We start from the raw sequence: 16,892 nt of genomic DNA, 5'->3' as shown, positions 1-16,892 counted from the left end.
GAGGTCAGGGACGATGACACAGCCACAAAATATTCTGGTACTCGGCGCAAGCGGCTATATCGGGCAGCATCTGGTGCCCGAACTTACCGCCGCCGGGCATCATGTCACGGCGGCCGCAAGGCGCGTTGAGTGGCTGGAAAAGCAACCCTGGCCTGGCGTTGATTGCCGCCATGTCGATTTGCAGTGGCCGTCAACGCTACCTGCGCTGCTTGAAAACGTCGATACGCTTTATTACCTGGTACACAGCATGGGCGACGGAGCTGATTTCGTCGCCCATGAACGCCAGACGGCGCTCAATCTGCGCGATGCACTGCGGGCGCATCCGGTCAAGCAGCTGATATTCCTTAGTTCATTGCAAGCCACGGGCGGTGATGGCGATTCTGAACATCTGCGCGCTCGCCAACTCACGGCCGATATTCTGCGCGATGCAGGCGTTCCCGTTACCGAAGTTCGCGCCGGAATTATTGTCGGTGCCGGTTCGGCCGCTTTTGAAGTGATGCGCGACATGGTTTACAACCTGCCAGTGCTTACGCCACCGCGCTGGGTTCGCTCGCGCACCACGCCGATTGCCCTGAAAAACCTGCTTTATTATCTGGTCGAACTGCTAAAGCATCCCGCGCAAGAAAACCGTGTTTTTGAAGCGGCGGGGCCTGAAGTGCTGAGCTATCAGCAGCAGTTCGAACGATTTATGGCGATAAGCGGTAAACGCCGCCCGCTGATTCCCATTCCGCTGCCGACGAGCTGGATCTCGGTGTGGTTCCTCAACATGATCACTTCCGTGCCGCCGACGATTGCCAAGGCGTTGATCCAGGGGCTTAAGCACGATCTTCTGGCGGACGATCGCGAATTACGCGCATTGATCCCACAAACTCTGCTCACCTTTGACGACGCCGTCCGCCTGACCCTTGAAGATGAACACAAGCTGGCAAACTCTCAGGACTGGGGTTACGACGCACAGGCCTATGCCCGCTGGCGTCCGGAATATGGTTTCTTCCCCAAACAGGCCGGTTGCACGTTAACAACCTCCGCTGAGCTGGCAGATTTATGGCAAGTGGTGAATCAGATTGGCGGGAAAGAGGGCTATTTCTTCGGCAATATCCTCTGGCAAACGCGTGGCTATATGGATTTACTGGTCGGGCATAAGCTGGCAAAAGGCCGCCCGGTGCGGGAAATGCTGCAAGTCGGCGACTTAGTCGATAGCTGGAAAGTGATTATTGTCGAACCCGAAAAAGAGCTGACGCTACTGTTTGGCATGAAAGCGCCAGGGCTTGGACGTCTTTCTTTCACTTTGCGCGACCACGGCCAACATCGCACGCTGGATGTACGTGCCTGGTGGCACCCCCATGGAACAGCGGGTTTGTTCTACTGGTTGGTGATGATCCCCGCGCATTTGTTTATTTTCCGTGGCATGGCCCGACGGATTTGCCAGCTTTCCGAACAATCTGCACATAAAGTCCGTTAAGAGTCCTAATCTTTAGCTTTCCCCATTGCAAGCGCTGCCATTTCACGGAAAAATGCGCAGCGTAAATCTCAATTATCATGAGTTGGTCGACATGAAGGTTCTGGTAACGGGCGCCACCAGCGGTTTAGGCCGAAACGCGGTCGAATTTCTTCGCGCAAAAGGCATCAGCGTACGGGCAACCGGACGTAATGAAGCCATGGGCAAACTGCTGGTAAAAATGGGTGCTGAATTCGTTCAAGCCGACCTGACCGAGCTGGTTTCTTCGCAGGCTAAAGTGATGCTGGCCGATGTCGATACACTTTGGCATTGCTCAAGCTTTACCTCGCCGTGGGGAACTCAGGAAGCCTTTGACCTCGCCAACGTCCGTGCGACTCGCCGCTTAGGTGAATGGGCCGTGGCATGGGGCGTGCGCAATTTTGTGCATATTTCCTCACCCTCGCTCTACTTTGATTACCACCATCATCGCAATATCAGCGAAGATTTCCGTCCGGTGCGCTTTGCCAATGAATTTGCCCGGAGCAAAGCCGCCAGTGAAGAAGTGATTCAGTTGCTGGCCCAATCGAATCCGCACACGCGCTTTACGATTCTGCGTCCGCAAAGCTTGTTCGGCCCGCACGACAAAGTGTTCTTCCCACGTTTAGTTCAGATGATGCGCCATTACGGCAGCGTGTTGTTGCCACGCGGCGGCGATGCGATGGTCGATATGACCTATATCGAAAACGCGGTACATGCGATGTGGCTCGCAACTCAGTGTGAAACTCAGCCGTCGGGGCGAGCCTATAACATCACCAATATGGAAGCACGCCCACTGCGGGTTATCGTGCAGAAGCTGGTCGATGAATTAGAAATTCAGTGCAGGATCCGTTCCGTGCCGTATCCGATGCTGGATATGATTGCCCGCAGCATGGAGCGTTTTGGCAGTAAATCAGCCAAAGAGCCGGTGCTTACGCATTACGGCGTGTCGAAACTGAATTTTGATTTAACGCTCGATACCACGCGCGCTGAAACGGAATTGGGTTATCAGCCGATTATTACGCTGGATGAAGGGATTCGACGTACCGCGCTCTGGCTGCGTGACCACGGTACGCTGCTGCATCGCTAATCAACCCTGCCCATATTTTTCAAGTAGCGCTTGCGCTATCGCCTCAGTTTGCGCATCCGCATCACCGGAATATTTCGTTGGGCGGAAGTGCATCTGGAATGCCTGAATCACTCTCTTTTGCTGCTCCCACGCCATATCAGGCGTCACCTGATAACCATAACGCGATAGCAAATCCAGCAGACCTCGCCTGTCTACAGGCTGGTAAGGCCCACGACCATCGAGATAAAACGCGACTCGGTGCGCATCCGGCCAGGCGCCCACGCCCTGTTGTGCCAGTTGCTGCCACGGGAATAACGGGCCGGGGTCCACTTTACGTTGCGGAGCGATATCAGCATGGGCGACCACGTTTTGCGGCTCGATGTTGTAGCGAGCGATAATCACTTTCGCCAGTTTCTGCAGCACCGAGATCTGCGGCTCGTTGAACGGATAAAACTGCTTTACACGCCCCTGACGCGTGAAACCTTTATTCTCAAGCTCAATACCAATCGAAGTGTCATTGATGCGCGTCGCGCCACGCCAGAAACTCACGCCTGCATGCCACGCTAATTCACTTTCTGGCACTAATTGCCAGATAACCGGTTTGCCGCCGGATATCGGCGGGGTGTCGGGAATCAAGTAATGAGAACTGACGTTTTGTTCAGTCAAAGTGGTTAGCGAACCGGCAAAATCATCGGCGGTGTAGTGAATAACCAACACTTTTACCCGTGGATAGGCATTCTTCGCGGTGCGGCTGGTATCGACTTTAAAATCGCCTTTATCGACGACGGTTTTTTCGGCAACTTCAGGCTTGCTGGAGCACCCCACCAGCAAAGCTACAAAAATTATCAGGCCAGTTCGCCACTGCATGAGCATCTCTCTTTTTTTTGAATCAACAAATTAAACCCTAAATAATTCGAGCGGCATCGCGGCGGCAAGTGAACGAATCCCGATGAGCTTAGTAAACTAAGTGATTCGGGTGAGTTCGCGCAGCCAACAAAGAGGCAGCTCGAAGTATGCCGGGTTTTGACAACGATACGCTATGCTAAGTGCATCCTCCTGAGAAAATAAGGAAATAAAAATGCGCAGCTCAGTTTTGGTTCTTCTTCCGTGCGCTCTGATCCTCACGGCCTGTACCACACCCGTCACTCCCGCGTTTAAAGATATTGGCACCCGCAGTGGCCCTTGTATTGAAGGCGGCCCGGATAGCGTGGCGCAAAAATTTTACGATTATCAAATAACCCATAAAACCCAGGGCAGCAGCGCGATTACCGCCTTGCGTCCTTATATGAGTGACTCGCTGGCGCAGCAAATGCAGAAAGCCAGCACCTCGCCTAACGCGCAGAATGAATTTATGCGCAGCAACATGTTTACCAGCAATGGGGATGGTGCAGACACTGCCGAAGTGGCTTCCGCTTCCACCATTCCTAATACCGACGCACGCAATATCCCGCTGCGTGTGAATCTCACCAAAGGCAGTCAAAGCTGGAACGATGAAGTGCTGATGATTCGCGAAGGCCAGTGCTGGGCTGTTGATGATGTGCGTTATCTGGGCGCGAACAGCCATGCGCCTTCAGGCAGTTTGCGTCAGGCGATAGAAACTAATTAATGACCTAATATTCAACCATCCGGCGGGGTGAAATTCATAACCCATGTAAATAGTCTGGAGTTTTCACATAACTCGGACATTTATTCTTGCCTTCACTCCGCCTCGTTATATTGTGCTACCTTTAGTCTATGAAAGTAGTTATTTTTAGGTTTTAACGCACAAAGATTGCATAACTATTCTGTTAACTGTACCCTTTGCGGCTTCAATTGCTATTCAACTTATGCGCATGAGTATTCAACTAAACGGCATTAATTGTTTTTACGGCGCGCACCAGGCGCTGTTCGATATCACCCTTAGTTGCCCACAGGGCGAAACGCTGGTGCTGCTTGGTCCAAGCGGCGCAGGTAAAAGCTCGCTTCTGCGCGTACTCAATCTGCTTGAGATGCCGCGGTCCGGGCAACTCACTATTGCAGATAATCATTTTGACTTTGCGAAAGCGCCTGGCGACAAAGCCATTCGTGAATTACGTCGCAACGTTGGCATGGTGTTCCAGCAATACAACCTTTGGCCTCATCTCACTGTGCTGCAAAACCTGATGGAAGCGCCTTGCCGCGTCCTGGGGATCAGCAAAGATGAAGCGCGCGCACGCGCAGATAAACTCCTTGAGCGTCTACGCCTGAAACCGTATATGGACCGCTATCCGCTGCACCTTTCCGGTGGTCAGCAGCAGCGTGTTGCCATCGCTCGCGCACTGATGATGGAGCCACAAATTCTGCTGTTTGATGAACCGACCGCAGCACTGGATCCTGAAATCACCGCGCAGATCGTCAGCATTATTCGTGAGTTGGCTCAAACCAACATCACGCAGGTCATCGTTACCCACGAAGTGGAAGTTGCGCGTAAAACCGCAAGCCGCGTGGTTTACATGGAAAATGGCCACATCGTTGAACAAGGTGATGCGAGTTGCTTCGCAAAACCGCAGACCGAAGCGTTTAAATTCTATCTGTCACACTGATGTATCCGGGAAAATAACCATGAAAAAAGTTCTGCTTGCCACACTATTAGCCAGCCTGAGCCTTTCCGCTACGGCTGCACAAACTATTCGTTTTGCTATGGAAGCTTCTTATCCTCCGTTTGAATCGATGGATGCCAGCAACAAGATTGTTGGTTTTGATGTCGATTTGGCGAACGCGCTGTGTAAAGAGATTGATGCGACCTGTACTTTCAGCAACCAGGCATTTGATAGCCTGATCCCAAGCCTGAAATTCCGCCGCATTGACGCGGTGATCTCTGGTATGGATATCACCCCAGAGCGTGAAAAACAGGTTCTGTTCAGCAGCCCGTATTATGAAAACTCAGCGCTGTTTGTCGGCCAGAAAGGCAAAGTTGCGGATATTGCTGGGCTGAAAGGCAAAAAAGTGGGTATGCAGAACGGCTCCACGCATCAGAAATTCATCATGGATAAACATCCGGAAATCACCACCGTTCCTTACGACAGCTACATGAACGCCAAGCTGGATATGGAAAGCGGCCGTATCGACGCGGTATTTGGTGACACGGCTGTGGTGACCGAATGGCTGAAAGCCGATCCGAAACTTGCCGCAATCGGCGATAAAGTGACGGATAAAGATTACTTCGGTACAGGTTTGGGCATCGCGGTTCGTCAGGGCAACACTGACTTGCAGGCGAAGTTCAACACTGCGCTGGCAAAAGTTAAGCAAGATGGGACTTACAAAACCATCTACGAAAAATGGTTCCAGAAGTAATCTGAATGAACGAAATGTTTACTTTAGCGAGCGCCGCCGGGATGACCGTCGGCCTCGCCGTTTGTGCGCTGATCATCGGCCTGGCTCTGGCGATGATTTTTGCCGTATGGGAGTCTGCGAAATGGCGTCCGATAGCCTGGCTGGGTTCAGCTTTGGTGACGGTGCTGCGCGGTCTGCCTGAAATTTTAGTGGTGCTGTTTATTTATTTCGGCTCCTCTCAGCTACTGCTGATTCTCTCTGATGGCTTTACGCTGAACCTCGGTTTTGCGCAAATCCCTATCCAGCTACAAATCGAGAATTTCGATGTCAGCCCGTTCCTGTGCGGCGTGATTGCCCTTTCCCTGCTCTATTCGGCTTACGCTTCGCAAACGTTGCGCGGCGCACTGAAAGCCGTGCCAATTGGGCAATGGGAATCCGGCCAGGCATTAGGTTTATCGAAAGCCGCGATTTTCTTCCGCTTAGTGATGCCGCAAATGTGGCGTCATGCGCTGCCGGGTTTGGGCAATCAGTGGTTAGTTTTGCTCAAAGATACCGCGTTGGTTTCGCTGATAAGCGTTAATGATTTGATGCTGCAAACCAAGAGTATCGCTACCCGAACCCAGGAACCGTTTACCTGGTATGTGGTTGCCGCCGCGATCTACCTTGTGATCACCCTCGTTAGCCAGTACGTGCTCAAACGCATTGACCATCGCGCGACACGTTTTGAACGGAGACCCGGCTGATGCTCGAGTATTTACCGGAACTCTTTAAAGGCCTGCATACCAGCCTGACGCTGACCGCAGCATCTATTGTGGTCGCGCTGATTTTATCGCTGTTTTTCACCATCGTTTTGACGCTGAAAACACCGGTACTGGTTCACATTGTGCGCGTCTACATCACGCTGTTTACCGGCACGCCGTTGCTGGTGCAGATCTTCCTGATTTACTACGGGCCAGGCCAGTTCCCATCGATTCAGAACTACCCGGTGTTGTGGCATCTGCTTTCTGAGCCGTGGTTGTGTGCGTTGATTGCGTTGTCTCTGAACAGTGCGGCCTACACCACGCAGCTGTTTTACGGGGCGATTCGCGCCATTCCTGAAGGCCAATGGCAATCGTGCGGCGCATTAGGGATGAGCAAGAAAGACACGCTGGCTATTTTGCTTCCTTATGCATTTAAACGCGCCCTCTCGTCTTACTCAAACGAAGTGGTTTTAGTGTTTAAAAGCACATCTCTGGCGTACACCATTACGCTGATGGAAGTGATGGGCCACGGGCAATTGCTGTACGGACGCACTTACGATGTGATGGTGTTCGGTGCCGCAGGCCTGGTTTATCTGGTCGTCAACGGTTTGCTGACGCTGTTAATGCGTGTGGTAGAACGCCGCGCTCTGGCATTCGAACGCCGTAACTAAACATCCATTCATCATCTTAAAATGGCGGGGACTTCCCCGCCTTTTTTACGCCTGAAGAAATATAATTATACATTTTATTTGCATATAAATTCATATGCTGGCATGATTTTTTGACACCGGGAAACGGTGAATACAATAAAACACGACAGACAGGAGCTACACACATGAAGAAGTTTATTTTGGCCGCACTGTTCGCTACCGCCGCATTCAACGTGGCTGCGGCCGACAAAATCAACTTTGGTTCATCGGCGACTTACCCGCCGTTTGAATCGCTGGATGCCAATAATCAGATTGTCGGTTTCGATATCGACCTGGCAAAAGCTTTATGCAAACAAATGCAGGCTGAATGCACATTCACCAACCATGCATTTGATAGCCTGATCCCGTCGCTAAAATTCCGTAAGTACGATGCCGTAATTTCCGGCATGGATATTACACCAGAGCGCAGCAAGCAAGTTTCCTTCACCACGCCATACTATGCGAACTCAGCGGTAGTCATCGCCAAAAAAGGTGCGTTTAAATCTTTCGACGAGTTGAAAGGCAAACGTATCGGCATGGAGAACGGCACCACGCATCAGAAATATCTTCAGGATAAACATCCAGAAATTAAAACCGTCTCTTACGACAGCTACCAGAATGCGATTATCGACCTGAAAAATGGCCGTATTGATGGCGTGTTTGGCGACACTGCGGTGGTGAACGAATGGCTGAAAACTAATCCGCAGTTAGCTACGGTGGGCGAGCACGTGACTGATGCAGAATACTTCGGCACGGGCCTGGGGATTGCAGTTCGCCCGGATAATAAGGCGCTGCTGACTAAACTCAATACCGCACTGGCGGCGATTAAAGCTGATGGGACTTATCAGAAGATTAGTCAGCAGTGGTTCCCGCAGTAATAATTTAGACATTCTAAATATCCAGGCCAGATTGTGTTTTTAATTTCTGGCCAATATTCTCACATACAGTATGTGCTGATGAAATAGTAGTGTTGATGAAATAGTTACGATCATTTAAAGCATAAATGTAAAATCTGAATTCGTACATTTTAAGAATGAATGAAACACGAATTTTCACTTAAATTACATCAAGTTAAGTTTGAAAACGGCATTTTGCACTAGATGAATTATTATGTAAAATACACGACAGGATTTTACATGGATGATTTAAATGGAAAACAATACCGTTCTACAATCTAATTCCTCTCGACCCCCGTTGAATAACCTTTACATTTGGCTACTGGTTCTTTGTCCGATATTTTTCATTCCAATAAAATATTTGCAGATATATTCAAACCCTGTAATTTTCATTTCACTTGAACTTATAAGTTACGCCCTGGCTATAATATTATTTATTAAGGACCGAATCAGTTTAACCGCGGCAGGATATACAAAATTACCACATTGGATATGGATATTTTTCTCCCCTGTTTATTATTGGAAAAGGGATAATATTACCAAAAGTAATCATACTATTTTCTGGTGTGGCCTGATTATACCTCTTATTTGTGCTACCTTAACATTCCCTATAATGGAAGAGTATGAGAATTTAATTTACACCCCGCCCGAGCAGCAGGATTCTTATACTCCAGCAGTGCCATTTCCAAATACAGAGAATTGATTAGTCATATTATTTTTTTACCTGGATAGATGTCGCACGAGTCGAATTCCTTCTATCCAGGTTTTGGACATTAAGGTGAAGGCAGCCTCACCAGCAGCGCCAAAACCTCGTAATGCGCCGTATGCGGGAACATATCAAACAATTGCACGCGTTCCACCCGATATCCCGCCAACGACTCCATATCCTGCGCCATGGTCTGCGCATTACAACTTGAATAGACGATGTATTTCGGGGCCATGTTATTGAGGAAATAACACAACGCCTGGCCGATGCCGCGTCTTGGCGGATTGACCAAAACCAGGTCGGGAACATCTTGCTGCTCTGTGGCGAATTTCGTGGAATCCAACGCCTGGAAGTGAATATCCGTTAAACCGAGTTTTTCCGCTGATTGACGCGCACAGGCAATCGCTTCTGGGGCAATTTCAATTCCGGTTAATTTCATCTCTGGGGTAGCGCAATGCAGCCCAAAACCACCGACGCCGCAGAATAAATCCCACATGTGCTTGACTGGTAATTCCCGCACCCACTCGCGCGCGGTGGCATACAACGAAGCCGCAACCGATGGGTTGGTCTGGAAGAAACTTTGCGGGCGAATATACAACGGCACGCCGTTAAACTGCTCTTCAAGCGACTGCTGTTCAGTTAGCGCAATTTCCCGCTCGCCTTCCATAATCGCCATATGCACGGGCTGGATATTGGCTGAAATCACTTTGAGCTGGGGAAGTTGTTGCTGCAACCATGGCAACGCCGCACGCAGTTGCTCAATTTTAGCGTCGGAACGCAGCACAAAACGCAGCATCATCCCGCCGTCTAACTGGCTTTGCGTGAGCAACAGATATTTCAGTTCGCCACGTTTACGCGCCACGTTATAGGGCGTCAAACCTGCCCGGGCGATAAAGGGTTTCAACACGGCAAAAACAGGCTGGAAAGAGTCTGGATACAGCGGGCATTCGGTTAAATCTTCAGGTGTCCCGTCGCGGTGCAGCATACCCAGCAACGGTTTTTCTACGCTGCCGCTGACCACCATTTTGGCTTTATTGCGAAAAGCGTTTTCCGGGCCACTCACTGGCGCGCGCCACTCTTGCACCGCAACTCCCCCCAGTAATTGCTGAAGTTCGTTCATTTTGGCGGTGAGCTGTTCAGAAATCGGCTGTTCAATCCACTGACAAGAACGGCAACGATTCGCCTGGTAAAGCGCGCAATGCATAAGTAAGTCCTGAAAACCGGGGCAGAGATTATATACCCGTCATACTTCAAGTTGCATCTTTGTTGGCTACGTTCACTCGCCCGAATCACTTAGTTTACTAAGCTCATCGGGACTTGTTCTCTTGCCGCCGCGATGCAACTCGAATTATTTTGGGTAGAACACTACGCGGTTATTGAAGTTTGAAAAAAAGCCGACTGCGCGAAGGGGCAAACAGCAGGAACAGCACCAGTAAATCGGGGAGTTTCTGCATCATTAACGAGCGGAATATCTCACGTTTTGACTCACCGGGAATACTGAAAAGTTCGGGATAACCCCAGCCCAGCGAAGCCGCCCATAAATATGAGACAGCAATAACTTGTGTGGCAAGGAACACCCAGCGCCCCCAGTTGCGCCCTTTCATGATGACAAACGCGCAACGTAACTCGACGCATAGCAATACCAGACTGCCGAGGAAAATCATCGTCAGATTCCAGGTTTGCACACTGCGATGAACAAAATCAACAACGCCACGCAGCCCGAGCATGTTGAAAAGCAACATGAGATCGAGCATCCGCGTCGTCAGAATAGCGATTGCCGCCACCAGCACTAAAGTGGGCGCATTCAATTTGGCTTGTGTTTGACTTCGTTTCCTGAAAATTTCCGCAAACCTCGTGTTCCATACGTCACAGTGCCGCGTCTGGCGCGGCACTGAGGGTTTTATCAGATTTTAAACCTTTCAGCTACGCCTTGCACGTTGGATATCGCGCAGGCGCTGCTTTTCTGCCCGCGCCATAAACCACCAGGCGATCAAACCGATAACGCCGACGGCGCCTAAAATTATAGACGCTAACGCGTTAATTTCCGGATTGACCCCCATTCTGACATTCGAGAACACCAGCATTGGCAAGGTGGTCGCGCCTGGCCCGGAGACAAAACTCGCAATCACTAAATCGTCGAGGGATAAGGTGAATGCCAGTAGCCAGCCGGAGATAATCGCCGGAGCAATCATTGGCACGGTGATGACGAAGAACACTTTCAGCGGTGTAGCCCCCAAATCCATTGCCGCTTCTTCGATTGACCTGTCCAACTCGCGCAAACGAGAGCTGATGACCACCGAAACATACGCCGTACAGAACGTGACGTGCGCCAGCCAAATGGTCAACATGCCGCGATCACTTGGCCAGCCGATGGCATGCCCCAGAGCAACAAACAGCAACAGCAACGACAACCCGGTGATGACATCGGGCATCACCAGCGGCGCGGTCAGCATAAAAGCAAACCCTGTGGAGCCACGGAATTTACCAAAACGCACCATCACCATGGCAGCGATCGTCCCGAGGATCACCGCCGCCGTTGCGGCCGCTGCTGCAATCGTCAAACTTAGCCCCACCGCGCTCATCATCGCCGAATCGTGGAACAACTCGACGTACCAACGCGTCGACCAACCCGCCCACACCGTCACCAGTTTGGAACTGTTAAACGAGTAGATCACCAGCATTAGCATCGGCGCATACAGGAAGGTGAAGCCGATCACCAGAATCAAAATTCGCCACGGCGAACGCACTACCGGTAAGTTGTTCATGCGTGGTCCTCCGCTGCTTTGTTCTGGTATTTGTGGAACCACATAATGGGCACAATCAGCAAGATAAGCATGGTTATCGCTACCGCCGAGGCCACCGGCCAATCGCGGTTGTTGAAGAACTCTTGCCACAATACGCGACCAATCATGATGCTATCTGGCCCGCCGAGCAGTTCAGGGATCACAAACTCCCCTACCGCCGGAATAAACACCAGCATCGAACCGGCAATAATTCCGCCTTTGGTGAGTGGCACAATCACGCTAAAGAAGGTTTTCAGCGGACGTGCGCCTAAATCCAGAGACGCTTCCACCAGCGAGTAATCGATTCGCGTCAGCGCGGTATAAATCGGCAGCACCATAAACGGCAAATAGGCGTAAACGATGCCGATGTAAACTGCGAGATTGGTGTGCAAAATCACCAACGGCTGATCGATAACGCCCAGCCACATCAGCACATTATTGAGCACGCCATTATTTTTCAGAATGCCCATCCATGCGTAAACGCGAATCAGGAACGATGTCCAGGAAGGCAAGATAACCAGCAATAACAGAATATTACGCGTTGATGATTTACTGTGCGCCACCGCCCAGGCCAGCGGATAACCCAACAGCAAACAGCAAATTGTGGAAACGCCCGCCATTTGCAGCGACTGCAAATAGGCTTCGGCGTACAGCGGATCGTCGGTTAACTGGAGATAGTTGGCCAGGTTAAGCGCCAGTGAAATCTGATCGTCAGCCCAGGTCACCAGATCGGTATAAGGCGGAATGGATCGCGCAATTTCTGCAAAACTGATCTTGAAGACAATCAAGAACGGCAGCATAAACAGCAAAATCAGCCACAGATAAGGCAATGCAATCACCAGCTTGCGGCCATGACGCATTTGCATTTTTCCCAGCCACAATTTGAAACCGCTTGCCGGTGGCTCGGCCGGGCGTTCAGTCATCGTGCTCATTTCGCCCCCTTAAACTGTCAGCACCACACAACTTTCAGCATCCCAACACAGGCGAACTTCATCGTCCCACGTCGGCATTCCTTTACGGCTGCGGTTCTCGTTTTGCAACTGCGCGCTGATCATCTGGCCGCTTTTCAGGCGGACGTGATAGATCGACAGGTCGCCAAGATAAGCAATGTGCACCACTTCACCGACCGCGAAGTTATAACCATCGGCAGGCGGTTCATCGCAAAGCATCACTTTTTCCGGGCGCAGCGCGACGTAAACGGGCACGCCATCAACAACAGAAATGTCCGCGTCAACTTTCAGCGGATGCACAAGCCCCGGGCTTTCAATCACCAACCCATCTTCCTGGCGCTCTTTCAGCAGGCCTTCAAAGACATTCACTGAGCCGATAAATTCAGCGCTGTAACGCGTTGCCGGATATTCATAAACTTCTTCCGGCTCGCCGATTTGCTCGAACTTGCCGCGATTCATGATGGCGATACGCCCGGCCATGGTCATCGCTTCTTCCTGGTCGTGCGTCACCATCACGCAGGTCGCGCCCACACGCTCAAGAATATCCACCACTTCGAGTTGCATACGATCACGCAGCTTTTTATCCAGCGCGCCCATAGGTTCGTCGAGTAACAATAATTTTGGTCGTTTTGCGAGGCTTCTCGCTAGAGCAACACGCTGGCGCTGCCCGCCAGAAAGCTGATGCGGCTTACGTTTCGCGTATTCCTGCATATGCACTAGCGTCAGCATTTCCTCCACACGCTGGGCGATTTCCGCTTTCGGCAGTTTGTCTTGCTTGAGGCCAAAGGCAATATTCTGTTCAACGGTCATATGCGGGAAAAGCGCGTAGGACTGGAACATCATGTTGATCGGGCGCTGATACGGCGGCACATGTGACAAGTCCACGCCATCAAGCACAATTTGGCCAGCGCTGGGTTGTTCAAAGCCCGCCAGCATGCGTAACAACGTTGATTTACCGCAGCCGGATGGGCCGAGCAGCGCAAAAATTTCGCCTTTATAAATGGTGAGATTCACATCATCAACGGCGTGTTGCCCGTCGAAGGACTTTGTGAGGTTGCGGACTTCAAGCAGCGGGGTGAGCGCTTTGCGAGTTTTCGCGTGCGGACGAGGAGTTGCGTCATTCAACATATTGCTCTCCAGCAAATCTTATTATAAAGGGCTGATACCCTAAATAATTCGAGTTGCAGGAAGGCGACAAATCCGTAAGTCCCCAGGAGCATAGATTACTATGTGACTGGGGCGAACGGATGCAGTCAACACACCTGCAGCTCGAAGTATGACGGGTATTATTTCCCGGTTTTCACTTTAGTCCACGCGCGTGTAATAACCCGGTCAACTTTTGGCGATTGCACACCCTGGGTGAACAATTTCGCACGCACATCAGCCGGTGGATAAATCCCTGGATTATCGCGGATTTCCGCGTTTAGTAGCGGCGTCGATTCTTTATTCGCATTGGCGTAATAAACGTGGTTACTGATATTCGTTACCACGTCCGGGCGCATCAGGTAATTGAGGAACTGATAGGCTTCGTCTTTATTTTTCGCATCAGCGGTCATGGCGAACATATCGAAATACACCATCGCCCCTTCTTTCGGAATGGTATACGCAATATTCACGCCATTTTTGGCTTCTTTGGCACGGTTTGCGGCCTGGAGAATATCCCCCGACCAACCAATCGCGACACAAATGTCACCATTCGCCAGGTCGTTGATATATTGGGAAGAATGGAAGTAACGAATGGATGGACGCAGTTTTAACAGCAGATCGTTCGCCGCGCCGGTGTAATCTTTTGGATCGGTGCTGTTCGGATCTTTACCGAGATAATGCAGAACAGAAGCATACACTTCGCTTGGTGCATCCAGGAATGACACGCCACAGCTTTTCAGTTTCTCGAGGTTTTCCGGTTTCAGGATCAGATCCCAGCTATCCACTGGCGCATCTTTACCCAGCGCGGCTTTCACTTTTTCGACGTTGTAACCAATACCCGTGGTCACCATCATGTACGGAATGCCGTATTTGTTGTCGTGGTCGTTATGCGCGACCAGCTTGAGCATTTCCGGATCGAGGTTTTTGTAGTTTGGCAGTTTGCTCTTATCGAGCGGCTGGAAAATTCCCGCCTGAGCCTGACGCTCAAGGAATTGCGAAGACGGTACCACTAAATCGTAACCGGTGCTCCCCGCCATCAACTTGCCTTCCAGCACTTCGTTGGAATCGAAGACGTCGTAAACCACTTTAATGCCGGTTTCTTTGGTGAAGTTTGCCAGCGTATCCGGCGCAATATAATCAGACCAGTTATAAACGTGCAGCGTCTTTTGGTCCGCAGCAAATGTAGTAGCAGAAACAGCCATCAGCAAACCCGCCACCGCCCCGGATAACAATTTTTTACGTTGGGTAAACATATGTGATTCCTTCTGAAAAAGTCTAATTCCCGCTTTCGCGAGCATAATTTACTCAATCATACTTTTACGCATTTTCTTCTCGCTTCTGGCACATGCAAGAATCATGCATCTCTATGCAAACTGCAGTAAAAAAAGTACAGACGCCTTGCTGCAGAGGTTGCACATTTGTAGCGTCCCGCAAGAATAACTGTAGCCAGGATTAGTGACTATAGCTCAGCTAAAAAAGCGCCATTTATCAAATTTTTAAGCATAAAACGTCTACGCTGTGGCGCATTCCGGGGAGTAGTGGCGAGAATAATGCTGGAGATAGACTGATAAGGCAGAATATAAAATTGTGGGACGCAGCGGGTATAGACGCCGCTGCGGTCAGGAAAGCAACAATTAGTGCAGAAAGTGGGTTTGAATAATTGTGCCGTCTTCTTGTTCTTCATCTGCGTCAGAGATAAAGAGCAGTTGGTTTGCGCAGGCTTCCAGAATCACCATTGAGATTTGCTCTTCGCTCTGTTTTACAAAGGCAGCAAACTGCTCGCGGGTAATTCCGACGGACGCTTGTAGCGACTGGCAAACGACCAGCTTAGGTAAATTGTCGTCCTGAATATCCAGAAACGCTTTCACGGTTAACGAACTGGCATTAATAGAAGACAAATCAGATGCCAGTGGCAACAGAGCGGAAGGTTTTACTTCAGCCAGTGCCGAAAACAAGACAATATCGTCGACCAGGTCGATTTTTGCATCATAGACACCATCGAAATTCTGCATGTGCGGCAGATGGAGCGCCTGGCAAGTATCGCACTCGAAAATGGTCACACCGATTTCGTCAAGCCAGCGGCGTAAGATGTCCAGAGTCGGGACAACGAGTGAATCCATAAATGCCGTAGCCTCTTTAAAGGGAGTGATTAAGTCGCGCCATAGCTTACGCAAAAATGACGGCTCATACTAATTTTATGCGCCCAACGGCGCACGCGCTCGAAATTAGCCGCCAGTTTTCAGGCAATATCCTGGCTGTGCTTGCTGCTCAATCCATTTGATCATCAGCGTCGCGATATCCACGCCACTGGTTTTTTCAATGCCTTCAAGACCCGGAGAAGCGTTGACTTCCATCACCAGCGGGCCGCGTTGCGCACGCAAAATATCGACACCTGCCACGTCTAAACCCAGCGTTGCTGCGGCATGTAAGGCGATTTCGCGTTCGCGTTCGGTAATGTCGACCTGATTAGCCACGCCACCACGATGTAGATTGGAGCGGAAATCCCCCGGTTTTGCCTGGCGTTCAATAGCCGCAACGACTTTATTGCCCACCACCAGGCAGCGGATATCCTTACCCTTCGCTTCTTTAATATATTCCTGCACCAGAATATGCGCGTTCAGACCGCGAAACGCGTCGATGACGCTTTCAGCGGCCTGACGGGTTTCGGCCAGCACCACGCCAATGCCTTGCGTGCCTTCCACCAGTTTCACCACCAGCGGCGCACCACCGACCATGTCGATTAAATCACTGGTGTCATCAGGCGAATGGGCAAAACCGGTGACCGGCAAATCAATGCCCTGCCGCGCCATAAGTTGCAACGAGCGGAGTTTGTCGCGCGCGCGGGTAATCGCCACCGATTCATTGAGCGGATAACTGCCCAACATTTCAAACTGGCGCAAAACGGCGGTGCCATAAAAGGTGATCGCCGAGCCGATACGCGGAATCACTGCATCATAATGGGGAAGCTGACGCCCCTTATAGTGCACTGATGGTGCAGCGGGGTTGATGTTCATGTAGCAAGAAAGGGGATCAATGACTTCGACAGCGTGACCCCGGCGCGATGCCGCTTCACGAAGCCGTTTACACGAATAAAGCGTTCCATCCCGGGATAAAATGGCGATTTTCACCCTGCACCTCAGCGTTTCCA

17 protein-coding genes are annotated in these 16,892 nt (G+C 50.8%); 8 read left to right on the top strand and 9 right to left on the bottom strand.

Features of this window, described 5'->3' with window-relative positions:
* Positions 1 to 13: 13 nt before the first annotated feature.
* Positions 14 to 1,462, top strand: a complete 1,449-nt coding sequence (locus D6029_RS12695) for an SDR family oxidoreductase (RefSeq protein WP_120065107.1) — start codon at positions 14 to 16, stop codon at positions 1,460 to 1,462.
* Positions 1,463 to 1,553: 91 nt separating this feature from the next.
* Positions 1,554 to 2,564, top strand: a complete 1,011-nt coding sequence (locus D6029_RS12690; RefSeq protein ID WP_120065207.1) for an NAD-dependent epimerase/dehydratase family protein — start codon at positions 1,554 to 1,556, stop codon at positions 2,562 to 2,564.
* On the opposite strand, the gene D6029_RS12685 is transcribed toward D6029_RS12690, so the two are convergent.
* Complete coding sequence (locus D6029_RS12685; protein ID WP_120065106.1) at positions 2,565 to 3,410, bottom strand: N-acetylmuramoyl-L-alanine amidase; 846 nt, start codon at positions 3,408 to 3,410, stop codon at positions 2,565 to 2,567.
* Between the two features lie 211 nt (positions 3,411 to 3,621).
* Here D6029_RS12685 and D6029_RS12675 point away from each other — a divergent pair, with 211 nt between their 5' ends.
* The 6 genes from D6029_RS12675 (at position 3,622) to artJ (D6029_RS12650) (ending at position 8,141) form a co-directional block, all read left to right on the top strand.
* A complete protein-coding gene (locus D6029_RS12675) occupies positions 3,622 to 4,149 on the top strand; it encodes a lipoprotein (protein WP_120065104.1) in 528 nt (175 codons plus the stop codon).
* Positions 4,150 to 4,375: 226 nt separating this feature from the next.
* Entirely contained in the window at positions 4,376 to 5,104 is a 729-nt protein-coding gene (gene artP / locus D6029_RS12670; RefSeq protein WP_120065206.1) for an arginine ABC transporter ATP-binding protein ArtP, read from the top strand.
* A gap of 19 nt (positions 5,105 to 5,123) precedes the next feature.
* Positions 5,124 to 5,855 (top strand): arginine ABC transporter substrate-binding protein, encoded by a 732-nt coding sequence (gene artJ, locus D6029_RS12665; protein ID WP_120065103.1) that lies wholly within the window; start codon positions 5,124 to 5,126, stop codon positions 5,853 to 5,855.
* 5 nt (positions 5,856 to 5,860) lie between these two features.
* Positions 5,861 to 6,577, top strand: coding sequence for an arginine ABC transporter permease ArtQ (gene artQ / locus D6029_RS12660; protein WP_120065102.1), 717 nt, complete (start codon positions 5,861 to 5,863; stop codon positions 6,575 to 6,577).
* On the top strand, positions 6,577 to 7,245 hold the full coding sequence (gene artM / locus D6029_RS12655; protein ID WP_120065101.1) for an arginine ABC transporter permease ArtM: 669 nt from the start codon (positions 6,577 to 6,579) through the stop codon (positions 7,243 to 7,245). The genes artQ and artM overlap by 1 nt, the downstream gene beginning before the upstream one ends.
* Positions 7,246 to 7,409: 164 nt before the next feature.
* The gene (artJ, locus tag D6029_RS12650) at positions 7,410 to 8,141 is read left to right on the top strand and encodes an arginine ABC transporter substrate-binding protein ArtJ (RefSeq protein WP_120065100.1); all 732 of its coding nucleotides are present in this window, start codon (positions 7,410 to 7,412) and stop codon (positions 8,139 to 8,141) included.
* Between the two features lie 791 nt (positions 8,142 to 8,932).
* On the opposite strand, the gene rlmC is transcribed toward artJ (D6029_RS12650), so the two are convergent.
* From rlmC to rimK, 8 genes are all read right to left on the bottom strand, one after another.
* Positions 8,933 to 10,069, bottom strand: coding sequence for a 23S rRNA (uracil(747)-C(5))-methyltransferase RlmC (gene rlmC / locus D6029_RS12640; RefSeq protein WP_120065098.1), 1,137 nt, complete (start codon positions 10,067 to 10,069; stop codon positions 8,933 to 8,935).
* Between the two features lie 169 nt (positions 10,070 to 10,238).
* On the bottom strand, positions 10,239 to 10,673 hold the full coding sequence (locus D6029_RS12635; RefSeq protein WP_120065097.1) for a YbjO family protein: 435 nt from the start codon (positions 10,671 to 10,673) through the stop codon (positions 10,239 to 10,241).
* A gap of 111 nt (positions 10,674 to 10,784) precedes the next feature.
* A complete protein-coding gene (potI, locus tag D6029_RS12630; protein WP_120065096.1) occupies positions 10,785 to 11,630 on the bottom strand; it encodes a putrescine ABC transporter permease PotI in 846 nt (281 codons plus the stop codon).
* Positions 11,627 to 12,580 (bottom strand): putrescine ABC transporter permease PotH, encoded by a 954-nt coding sequence (gene potH, locus D6029_RS12625; RefSeq protein WP_120065095.1) that lies wholly within the window; start codon positions 12,578 to 12,580, stop codon positions 11,627 to 11,629. Before potH ends, potI begins: the two co-directional genes overlap by 4 nt.
* A gap of 9 nt (positions 12,581 to 12,589) precedes the next feature.
* Complete coding sequence (gene potG, locus D6029_RS12620) at positions 12,590 to 13,723, bottom strand: putrescine ABC transporter ATP-binding subunit PotG (RefSeq protein ID WP_120065205.1); 1,134 nt, start codon at positions 13,721 to 13,723, stop codon at positions 12,590 to 12,592.
* 161 nt (positions 13,724 to 13,884) lie between these two features.
* Positions 13,885 to 14,997: a spermidine/putrescine ABC transporter substrate-binding protein PotF gene (gene potF / locus D6029_RS12615; protein ID WP_120065094.1), complete on the bottom strand. Its 1,113-nt coding sequence runs from the start codon at positions 14,995 to 14,997 to the stop codon at positions 13,885 to 13,887.
* A 381-nt stretch (positions 14,998 to 15,378) separates the two neighbouring features.
* Positions 15,379 to 15,864: a YbjN domain-containing protein gene (locus D6029_RS12610; protein ID WP_120065093.1), complete on the bottom strand. Its 486-nt coding sequence runs from the start codon at positions 15,862 to 15,864 to the stop codon at positions 15,379 to 15,381.
* A 105-nt stretch (positions 15,865 to 15,969) separates the two neighbouring features.
* Positions 15,970 to 16,872, bottom strand: coding sequence for a 30S ribosomal protein S6--L-glutamate ligase (rimK, locus tag D6029_RS12605; protein ID WP_120065092.1), 903 nt, complete (start codon positions 16,870 to 16,872; stop codon positions 15,970 to 15,972).
* Between the last annotated feature and the right edge of the window lie 20 nt (positions 16,873 to 16,892).

Source organism: Buttiauxella izardii, assembly GCF_003601925.1.
Classification (GTDB): domain Bacteria; phylum Pseudomonadota; class Gammaproteobacteria; order Enterobacterales; family Enterobacteriaceae; genus Buttiauxella; species Buttiauxella izardii.
Note: the sequence above shows the minus strand (reverse complement) of the source record. Positions and strands in the feature narration are given on the sequence as shown.

What these genes read in the sequence shown, in the direction of transcription:
- D6029_RS12675 (WP_120065104.1), top strand. Translation starts at nt 3,622, where the DNA reads ATGCGCAGCTCAGTTTTGGTTCTTCTTCCGTGCGCTCTGATCCTCACG.
- artM (WP_120065101.1), top strand. Translation starts at nt 6,577, where the DNA reads ATGCTCGAGTATTTACCGGAACTCTTTAAAGGCCTGCATACCAGCCTG.
- D6029_RS12685 (WP_120065106.1), bottom strand. Translation starts at nt 3,410, where the DNA reads ATGCAGTGGCGAACTGGCCTGATAATTTTTGTAGCTTTGCTGGTGGGG.
- potH (WP_120065095.1), bottom strand. Translation starts at nt 12,580, where the DNA reads ATGAGCACGATGACTGAACGCCCGGCCGAGCCACCGGCAAGCGGTTTC.
- potF (WP_120065094.1), bottom strand. Translation starts at nt 14,997, where the DNA reads ATGTTTACCCAACGTAAAAAATTGTTATCCGGGGCGGTGGCGGGTTTG.
- D6029_RS12695 (WP_120065107.1), top strand. Translation starts at nt 14, where the DNA reads ATGACACAGCCACAAAATATTCTGGTACTCGGCGCAAGCGGCTATATC.
- D6029_RS12610 (WP_120065093.1), bottom strand. Translation starts at nt 15,864, where the DNA reads ATGGATTCACTCGTTGTCCCGACTCTGGACATCTTACGCCGCTGGCTT.
- rlmC (WP_120065098.1), bottom strand. Translation starts at nt 10,069, where the DNA reads ATGCATTGCGCGCTTTACCAGGCGAATCGTTGCCGTTCTTGTCAGTGG.
- artJ (WP_120065100.1), top strand. Translation starts at nt 7,410, where the DNA reads ATGAAGAAGTTTATTTTGGCCGCACTGTTCGCTACCGCCGCATTCAAC.
- potI (WP_120065096.1), bottom strand. Translation starts at nt 11,630, where the DNA reads ATGAACAACTTACCGGTAGTGCGTTCGCCGTGGCGAATTTTGATTCTG.
- artP (WP_120065206.1), top strand. Translation starts at nt 4,376, where the DNA reads ATGAGTATTCAACTAAACGGCATTAATTGTTTTTACGGCGCGCACCAG.
- artQ (WP_120065102.1), top strand. Translation starts at nt 5,861, where the DNA reads ATGAACGAAATGTTTACTTTAGCGAGCGCCGCCGGGATGACCGTCGGC.
- artJ (WP_120065103.1), top strand. Translation starts at nt 5,124, where the DNA reads ATGAAAAAAGTTCTGCTTGCCACACTATTAGCCAGCCTGAGCCTTTCC.
- D6029_RS12690 (WP_120065207.1), top strand. Translation starts at nt 1,554, where the DNA reads ATGAAGGTTCTGGTAACGGGCGCCACCAGCGGTTTAGGCCGAAACGCG.